Origin of the sequence: Acinetobacter sp. GWC1_38_13 (assembly GCF_001767535.1) — a bacterium.
Lineage (GTDB): Bacteria > Pseudomonadota > Gammaproteobacteria > Pseudomonadales > Moraxellaceae > Acinetobacter > Acinetobacter junii.
In genome coordinates this window covers 15,355-21,749 of sequence record NZ_MELG01000010.1, presented here as the reverse complement: position 1 = coordinate 21,749, position 6,395 = coordinate 15,355, and the positions used below count along the sequence as shown (strand labels likewise).

The 6,395-nt window shown below is 39.4% G+C and carries 7 protein-coding genes and 1 pseudogene; 3 read left to right on the top strand and 5 right to left on the bottom strand.

The annotated features are described in order from the left end of the window. The 3 genes and pseudogenes from A2003_RS01055 to A2003_RS01045 all read right to left on the bottom strand — a co-directional run. A pseudogene (locus A2003_RS01055) lies at window positions 1-229 on the bottom strand (hypothetical protein); the annotation flags it as partial. Window positions 230-351: 122 nt separating this feature from the next. Beyond that, complete coding sequence (locus A2003_RS01050) at window positions 352-1,122, bottom strand: hypothetical protein (protein WP_286686711.1); 771 nt, start codon at window positions 1,120-1,122, stop codon at window positions 352-354. 36 nt (window positions 1,123-1,158) lie between these two features. Continuing rightward, window positions 1,159-2,244 (bottom strand): DUF1176 domain-containing protein, encoded by a 1,086-nt coding sequence (locus A2003_RS01045; RefSeq protein WP_286686710.1) that lies wholly within the window; start codon window positions 2,242-2,244, stop codon window positions 1,159-1,161. Window positions 2,245-2,370: 126 nt separating this feature from the next. Here A2003_RS01045 and A2003_RS01040 point away from each other — a divergent pair, with 126 nt between their 5' ends. After that, the gene (locus tag A2003_RS01040; RefSeq protein WP_039047135.1) at window positions 2,371-3,120 is read left to right on the top strand and encodes a DUF4850 domain-containing protein; all 750 of its coding nucleotides are present in this window, start codon (window positions 2,371-2,373) and stop codon (window positions 3,118-3,120) included. On the opposite strand, the gene A2003_RS01035 is transcribed toward A2003_RS01040, so the two are convergent. After that, a complete protein-coding gene (locus A2003_RS01035; protein WP_286686709.1) occupies window positions 3,110-4,030 on the bottom strand; it encodes a LysR family transcriptional regulator in 921 nt (306 codons plus the stop codon). The genes A2003_RS01040 and A2003_RS01035 overlap by 11 nt on opposite strands. A gap of 102 nt (window positions 4,031-4,132) precedes the next feature. On the opposite strand from A2003_RS01035, the gene A2003_RS01030 reads away from it, so the two are divergent. After that, a complete protein-coding gene (locus A2003_RS01030; protein WP_125318424.1) occupies window positions 4,133-4,705 on the top strand; it encodes a chromate transporter in 573 nt (190 codons plus the stop codon). Next, window positions 4,702-5,217 carry a chromate transporter gene (locus tag A2003_RS01025; protein ID WP_125272463.1) on the top strand — a complete coding sequence of 172 codons (516 nt, stop codon included), beginning with the start codon at window positions 4,702-4,704 and terminating at the stop codon, window positions 5,215-5,217. Before A2003_RS01030 ends, A2003_RS01025 begins: the two co-directional genes overlap by 4 nt. Window positions 5,218-5,261: 44 nt before the next feature. Here A2003_RS01025 and sbmA read toward each other — a convergent pair. Next, the coding region (gene sbmA, locus A2003_RS01020; protein WP_286686708.1) for a peptide antibiotic transporter SbmA at window positions 5,262-6,395 on the bottom strand (1,134 nt) is incomplete at its 5' end.

Below are 6,395 nucleotides of genomic sequence, written 5' to 3'. Positions count from 1 at the left end.
TAAAACCCTTTAAATCAGGATGCGCTGCTAAAGCCGTAAATGTCCATTGCAACACCGTGGTTTTATCTGCTGCTGTCGTGGCTTTCACCAAACAATCACTGAGCTGATCAACTGTTGGCCCTGCCCCTGCTATAACTATTTGCGTTGTCCCCAACACAGCCGCAGCCATCAATATAGAACGACTCAAATGAGAAATTTTACGGCGAGCAAAAATATAAACACGAGACATAAGCGCAGTTCCAAAAAGCAATCTGTCTCTTTGTAGCATGTACTCGCTAGATCATCTGTTATGACGCTGTAAATTGCGTAAGCCCAAACCTTTAAAACTTAGGCAAAATGTAAAACTAAAACTTAACCTTGTCCTTGATAATCCCAATGTGCAGGAATATTTGGCTGCTGTGGTGCTTTGTTTAGATCAATATTGAGATTGCGACTACCCTTAAATGATTTTTCACCTGAATCCGATGCTGGTGATACTTCTAAACTATAACGATAACGGAATTGCCACAACATCGGTTTAATCGGACGAATATCTAGACTCAAACTATCCTCATCGTGGCATTTCCCTTTAGAAGTGTCATAATCTCGCTCAGAGAAACACGCCCGAATCATGCGATTAAAACTAAAAGGATAATTTTCAATAAAGCGATGTGTCTGCCCTAAATCCTTTAACTCATAAAAATTAGCACGCTCAATCCCTGCGCCACCACCTGAATACATTTCTGAAAAGGTATCAATCTGAGCAATCGCATAACGGTTTTCAGTCATTGGAAATAGTTTAGGAAAAATATATTGGCTAGTCCGTGCCATTTCCTCAGAGGGTGCTAATTGTATACGCCACTGATGGGTTAATTTAAGTCCAGTTGTCGATAGACGAAATTGCGCAATATCACTTCCTGACAATAGCCATAGATTTTGATCTACTGTTTTTAAACTGCGCCATTGCGCTTGCTGTTGGCAGAGATCTTTAAGTTGTTCACAAATTTGCGTCTGCTCAACCTGACTGAGTTGTCCTTTTTTAAGCTCTAATATCTGTAATGGCGCAGCAAAAATTGAAGAACTAAAACAACTAAATGAAACCGTTAAAATCAACCTACTTAAATGAATTTTATTATTCAGCATGATATTTCCTTAGGCTATTTTTATTGATGTAACGCTTTATTTTACAACAGCTTCGATTTTATCTAGTTCCCATACCCCGCCCGCAGCAAGCCCTTTACACATGCCTGTCCACATATCTTTAGTGTGTACAAATTTCTGACCATCCCATACCCACTCATCACTTGACCAACAATCCCCGATGCCACGACCTTTCTGAGCACTCTGAATTATACCTTCATAAAAATCCGAGGCATGTTCCGTCACAAAAGTTGCTTTACCCGTGAGTGATTCATCTAACACCCAAGCACCATATCCTTCGTTATACGCTCCACGCCAACAGATCGTCATCGCCAAAACTTTATGATTTGTGAGTTTGTAGAATTGAATTGCTTGGGGTTTCGATCCATCAGAATCGTAATCATAAAGTCCATTACAGAAATCATCTTCTTTGGGTGATGGTTGAGCAGCCATTAAGATTTGGTGAATGGCGGCATAACGTTTATGTGTTGGTTCTAAAGTTAAATATGGCTGATCTGAGGTTTTTACTTGTTTCAATGTGAGTTTGGGTTGAGCAGATAACACTTTTGATTCATCAGCTTTGCCTTGTTTAATTAGCGCCCCAACCGTACCGACTCGCTTTTGAAAATCATCCATTTTCAATAATGCAGCAGTCATACCTGTATCAGAGATACGCCATTGGACATTGGCATTTTTAAATACAATATCTGTCTTTTGTTTGGCTTGATGCAGCAATTCATTGACCTGAGCGGCAGTGAGTTTTCCCATGATTGGGAAGTCCGCACCATCAACAGTCACTTGCCCTAAATCTTTTCCATTCACATAAAAACGTAAATTCTTAAGTTTAGCTGGAGATAGAGATTCTTGCTCCAAATTACCTAACGCAAATTCAGCACTGACAGCTTGCTTTGCTCCAGCCTTACGTGTCAGTAAGAGTGATGCAGGCTGAGTTTGATCATTGCTATATTCATCCGAATAGCCTGTTGCTCGGCATGTTCCTGTATTGGTACAATATATTTCCCAATCCTGATGTGAAAATGAAATTCCTTTGATTTCCTGCGCAAAAGCAGGACAACTTAGCGCCACAAAACAGCAAACAGAAAGTATATTTTTCATCGGATTCATTTTTTATCACTCGTATTTTTATAAAGTATGGTAAAGCGTTTAAATGACTACGGCACCCTTGTGTTAAATCATATTATTGCAGAAGATAGAAGATTCAAACTACGTTGATTTGACCAAATTTTAAAAATGAAATTATTATGCTCTATTTCCACGATTTTATTACTGTTGTCTGCTCCAATAACTCACGCTGGAGTCAGTCAATTTGAACCAATTTTTCCTCAATTTTCAAATACGATAAAACAACGCCAAGCAATGAATCAAATATATGCATTGGGTGAAGTCTCCTTTAGCAATGATGTTCGCGTTCCTTTTTATGGTGTTACCGCGCCTAATCCCTTCGATGATGGACTGTTAAAAGACTTTAAATCGTGTACAGCAAAAAGCTGTCATTTTGATTTTAAGCTAGATGCTAATCTGGCAAAGCAACTTAAATTGGTCGGACTACCTGAAATTGGTGCTGTGCTCGTCCCAAAAGACTGGCAAGATATCGAAGCAAACGCAGGGGCAAATGGTACAGGTTCAGCATTGCTAATGAGCACGAATCAAAAACAAGCGATTGAACTATATGATTCTTCAGTTTGTGTTGGTTGCGGTATGCCCTACGCAACTCTTTATTTTCCAAACCTTTTAAAAGAAAGCATTGAGAATGAATTTGGCGGTTATAAAGACACACAAAAGTTAATTCATGTAGTACATCCATCCAAATACGTTGCTTTCTTTAGTTATCAGATTCCGAAGATGAATAACAAAACCCATGGCATAGCGAAATATCGTGATGATAGCGATTTTAACTTTCAAGAAATCAAAGTTACCCTAGATAAATCTCAACAACATTTGGTTGGACCAATTTTAAACTTCTATCACTTTACGCATTAGTAGTAGACGCATTTTCTAATACTTGGCTCGCTTTAAGTAAATCCAAAAAATGTGCTACTCGAACATTATTATCTTTGGCTCTATAAATTGCATAGATCGGTGCAATACAAGGTTTCTTGGCTTCCAAAGGACGGTAAATAATTTGTTTATTCCAAAAGTCTTGAATCGAAGCCGGTACGATTGAGAGTCCAATCCCTGCTGCGATCAGGTTGAGACTTGATGTCAAACGTGGGGCTTCTTGGACAATATTCGGGCTAAAACCTGCCTGATAGCAATTTGCCAAAATATTATCGAATAAGTCTTGCCCTGCTAAACGGCGGTAAAGTACAAATTCATATGGTTCCAAATCAAGTAAGCGAATCGCACCGTTTTTTTCTACCAATGAATGATTGCTTGGTAAAGCCACGATTAGCGGTTCATCTAACACATGGAGACTTTGCACATCTTTATGAATGGGCGCTGGCTTCCGTAGAAATACAATATCTAGTTTTTCATTAATCACCGCATCTGTTAATGCACTACTGCTGTCTTCTTCTAAATGAATGGCCACAGTAGGAAACTCTTCACGAAACTGGCGTAACAACGCAGGTAAAAATGAATGTAATCCTGCTGAATTGGTAAAGCCAATATTAATCTGACCTTCGAGACCCTGTGCAATATTTCTGACTCTTTTAGGAATTGACTGGGCATGTGCCAAAATTGTAATCGCTTCTTGATATAAGACCTTTCCTGCTTCTGTAACTTCTACACCACGAGGTAAACGTTTTAATAAAGCGGTATTGAGTTCTTCTTCTAAACTTTTGATTAAACGAGTTAATGGTGGTTGTTGCATATGCAGACGAACAGCAGCTTTTGAAATATTACTTTCTTCAACCACAGCAACGAATGCTTGAAGCTTATGAATATCCATTAAACATACCTTAAAAGTATAGATGATGTAAAAAATAGCATTTGTAAATATACCACTATTCAACCATCCTATCATGAGTAAAAGAGATGAGGAGGTGTCCCGATGAAAGCCGAAGCAATATCAATGGAGCGTGAACCAGTATCAGAAGCGCCTGATTGCAAGGCATTATTTACGGGATTTATGCAGTTAGGATTAATGGGATTCGGTGGGGTACTACCCTTAGCCCATCGCATTATTGTTGAAGATAAAAAATGGATAGATGAAGGAAAATTTACAGATTTACTTGGCGTATGTCAGTTACTTCCTGGCGGTAATATTATCAATATGTCAGTTGCGATAGGCATGGAATTCCAAGGTATTAAAGGTGCTATCAGTTCTGTACTAGGCTTAATTTCAGCGCCAACAGCGATTGTCTTGATCATTTACCAAGTCTATGAGCATTTCCAATATTTAACTGCAGTACAACACATGATCCAAGGACTAGCGGCAGCTGCCGCAGGCTTATTGTTTGCCACAGGATTTAAAATGTTACGCCCCATTTTAAAAAGCTATCTCACCGTTTTGACGATTGCATTGACCTTGGTATTTATGCTGCTAATCAAACTTCCTTTGGCACTGACTTTATTTATCTTAGTTGCGATTAATTTGTTGGTACTTGGAGTGAAAAAATCATGATCTTATGGACATTAGTGATCGTCTTTACACAACTCTCTGTACTAGCTTTTGGTGGTGGTAATGCCATCCTTCCTGAAATGCAGCATCAAGTTGTAACCGTACATCAATGGATGACTGCGGAACAATTTAGTTCGCTTTTTGCAATGGCACAGGCTGCACCCGGCCCCAATATGATGATCGTGCCGCTAGTTGGTTGGCATGTCGCTGGTCCAGCGGGTCTATTGGTTACATCCTTAGCGAAGTTTGGTCCATCATCTATTATCACAGTGTATGTGCTCAAATTTTGGCAACGCTTTAAGAACCATCCTTTACGAGCAAGATTTGAAAAAGCCTTAAAGCCAATTACAGTCGGTTTAGTCTTAGTCAGTGCATGGCTAATTGCAGATGCTTCTGCACAAAATGCCTTACTGATCTTAATTGTGATCTTGACTGCAATTCTTGGGATGTTTAAAAAAGTTCATCCTTTGTGGGTCATGGCATTAGGTGCTGGATTAGGAATTTGTCTACTTTAAGCGATAAAAAAACCTGCACGAAGCAGGTTTTTTCTTTGTAGTATCTAGTCTTTATCAAGAATTGATTCAAAAGCTTTTAGACGCTTATGAATCGATAATAGTTCAATAATCGTTTTCCATGAACTGATCAGGTATTGGAATGATTCACGGACTTTATCAAAAATATTACTGATTTGGTTAATCAAACCAAGCGTCATTTTTCCAGATGCGATTGCAGGGAATAATACGACAAGGCTATATAAAATATCGAGTTGCTTGTACCAAATTGCCACTAAGTTAAAGTAGGCATAATGAAAGTAAAGTCTAAAGTAATTGACTCGTACCTTACTAAATAACTCTTTTAACGTAACAGGATCAGCACGATTCTCATGGTCTTCACCATAGACTAACTCTTTACGATAAGCAGCTTCAACCTTCTGATTATTGAATTGCAAACCAGGAAGTTTCTGCCCGACTAACATTAGAATAACTGTACCAGCAATCGCCCATACAACAGCCGCCCACACCAAAGAATGTTCAATTTCCCCCACGATCGGTAAGACTGGAACTTTCTGCGAGATTTGGAACAACAAAGGTAAGAAGGCAATCAGTACCATCACTGACTTAATTAACTCCACCCCTAAGTCTTCCATGATGGTCGCAAAGCGCATGGTATCTTCTTGTATACGCTGTGAAGCACCTTCTACATGTCGCAGCTTATCCCAGTTGGCAGTGTAGTATTCATTCATTGCTGTGCGCCAACGGAATACGTAGTGACTGGTAAAAAATGCATTAATGACTGCAAATGTGACTGCCACCATCGCGATATAAAGGAAGGTCAATGTGCCTTTGTAAAGATCATTGATGTCACCACCACCATCGCTGAGCATTTTTTGGATCATGTCCCAGAATGGACCATACCATGCGTTAATCGCAACACTCACCTGAACACCAAACCAGATATTAAAAAGAATGAATGCCGACCCCCAAATCGACCACTTTTGCCATTTATTATCAGATAGAAATCGCCAAAAGGCAGCGAATAATGCTGTTGATACTAAAAACCAAATATAGAACCAAATAAAAGCTGCGGACCAAAAGCGACTCACGCCAATTGGTAATTCAGCTTCAGCATAACCTTTCGGAAAACCCAAGTACTCTCCCCATCCATGCCCACCTGTGTACCAAAGCAGCATGTT